Source organism: Bacillus cereus group sp. MYBK227-1 (genome assembly GCF_051916325.1).
GTDB lineage: Bacteria > Bacillota > Bacilli > Bacillales > Bacillaceae_G > Bacillus_A > Bacillus_A cereus.
Map to the genome: position 1 here is coordinate 1 of NZ_JBQAGK010000024.1, position 2,553 is coordinate 2,553.

The following is a 2,553-nucleotide window of genomic DNA, read 5'->3' on the forward strand; positions in this document are numbered from 1 at the left end:
CGGAAGTTAAGCTCTCTAGCGCCGATGGTAGTTGGGACCTTGTCCCTGTGAGAGTAGGACGTCGCCAAGCAACTTTAAGACGAGTCAGAATGACTCGTCTTTTTTGTGTTTTATAACTTCTTTTCAAAGCTAAATATTTTGAAGTGCTTCTCGCTTTTCAAAAAGGTTTTTGAGTACGTAGCTATATAAGTTTTATTCAATTTCTTTCGTGATTCTTTATATGTAATTTAAGATTTTCTATTTTATTTCTTAAAGATAGGATTCATCAGTGTGTTAAAATAGTACAGTTGTTTTTGATGTACTTTAATATAAGAAGATTTAAGTTAGAAAAGGAGATAATATGAAAAAGATAAGTATAATTACTATAGTAGTCTTAGTCCTGCTAGTAATCGTGTATATGTTAGTTGGGAATTATTTTTATAACTACGCGTTAAATGCGAAACAAGAAAAAGAATTTTTGCAAGATAATCCTCATTTAGTAGAAACGGTAAATGCGTCGGGAGATGTATTGGCTGCAAATGAAGAAAAGAATGCAAACTTCGTATCGAAGTATAAACCTAACACATTAACTATACGTTCTTTCGATAAATTAAATTTAAAAGGTTATGAATATATGAATGAACCATCCAGTCATAAATGGGCAATTGTAGTTCATGGATACAATGGTAGAGCATCAGAAATGACGAAATATGTTCGTAACTTTTATGAACAAGGCTATAATGTCATAGCACCAGACCTTCGTGGACACGGAAATAGTGAAGGGGATTATGTTGGTATGGGCTGGCATGATCGTAAAGATGTTTTGATTTGGATTCAACAAATCTTGAAGAAAGACCCTAATGCTGAAATAGCTCTATTTGGTGTTTCAATGGGCGGGGCAACTGTAATGATGACTTCAGGAGAAGATTTACCTTCTAATGTTAAAGTTATTATTGAAGATTGTGGATACTCAACTGTTATTGATGAATTTACTTATCAACTAAAAGATTTATTCCATTTACCGAAGTTTCCTGTTATGAATGCGGCAAATACGGTTACTAAATTAAGAGCTGGTTACGATTTAGAAGAGGCTTCAGCTGTAAAACAAGTAGCGAAAAGTAAAACACCTATGCTGTTCATTCATGGGGATGCTGATACATTCGTTCCTTTTGAAATGTTAGATGAAGTATATAATGCTGCAAAAGTAGAAAAAGAGAAATTAATTGTTCCAGGTGCTGGACATGGAGAAGCGGAGAAAGTAGATTCGAATAAATATTGGAATACTGTATGGAAGTTCGTAGGGAAGTATATTCCGGCATAATTAAAGTTGTTGCATATATATAGACGATAATCGGAGGGATAATAGTTAATCCTTTTGATTATCGTTTTTTTTGTTAATTAGGTATTCTGCTATAAGTGTGTTTTTGTATGTACTATATGAAGGAGATAGAGCAAAAACTTTTGAATTCCTTAATCTCAGTGCTACAATGATTGAAAACTAAATGTTAATGAGGTGTTTTTTATGAAAATTGAAGTATGGTCGGATTTTGTATGTCCATTTTGCTATATTGGGAAACGTAGATTAGAGATGGCTTTAGAACAATTTCCGCATAAGAAGGATGTTGAAGTTGAGTTTAAAAGTTTTGAATTAGACCAAAATGCTCCAATCTATTCTGGAACAAGTATTAATGAAGTACTTGCATCAAAGTATGGAATTAGTATTGAAGAAGCTAAGCGTAATAACGTACAGTTAGGAAATCATGCAGCTAGTATGGGTTTAAGTTTTAATTTTGATGAGATGAAGCCGACGAACACGTTTGATGCGCATCGTCTTGCGAAGTTTGCAAAGAATCAAGGGAAAGAAAAAGAGATTACGGAAAATTTACTTTTTGCATATTTCACTGAATCGAAAAATTTAAGCGATGTGGATACACTTGCTACCATCGCTGAAGCTTCAGGTTTAGATAAGCAAGAATCTTTAAAGGTTATTAATGATAAAAATGCGTATGCAAATGATGTTAGAATTGATGAAGCGATTGCTCAGCAATATCAAATTTCGGGAGTGCCTTATTTTATTATTAATCAAAAGTATGCTATTTCAGGTGCACAACCACTTGAAACTTTTGTTGGTGCACTTCAGCAAGTGTGGGAAGAAGAGAATCCTGCACCTAAGTTGCAAGAACTTTCTTCAGAGGGTGGAAGCGATCTTTCTTGTACTGATGGAAGTTGTTCGGTGCCGTCGAAAGAACAATAGTTTTTATGGTAGAAGAGCACCCCATAGATTGTTCTGTGGAGTGCTTGTATATAACTATAGAAGAAATACATAAGTGAAATCTATAAAATATAAAGTTTTTTGAAAAACGTATTGACGATTATACTTTAGAGGTGTAATATAGAACAAGTCGCCGATGACATTAACGTCGAAAGCGACAAACGAAATGAAAAACTTAGTTGACATTAACTAACGAAGATGTTAACATAAGGAAGTCGCAAATGAGCGACCAAGTAGTTCTTTGAAAACTGAACGAAACAAACAACGTGAAACGTCAATTTTTATTTTAGATGCTAGACAAA

Annotated in this window: 2 protein-coding genes; both read left to right on the top strand. The window is 33.8% G+C overall.

The features are described 5' to 3' along the window. Positions 1-340: 340 nt before the first annotated feature. Entirely contained in the window at positions 341-1,300 is a 960-nt protein-coding gene (locus ACTFRM_RS31145; RefSeq protein ID WP_000723974.1) for an alpha/beta hydrolase, read from the top strand. A 201-nt stretch (positions 1,301-1,501) separates the two neighbouring features. Further along, positions 1,502-2,233, top strand: a complete 732-nt coding sequence (locus ACTFRM_RS31150; protein ID WP_065223797.1) for a DsbA family oxidoreductase — start codon at positions 1,502-1,504, stop codon at positions 2,231-2,233. Positions 2,234-2,553 lie beyond the last annotated feature (320 nt).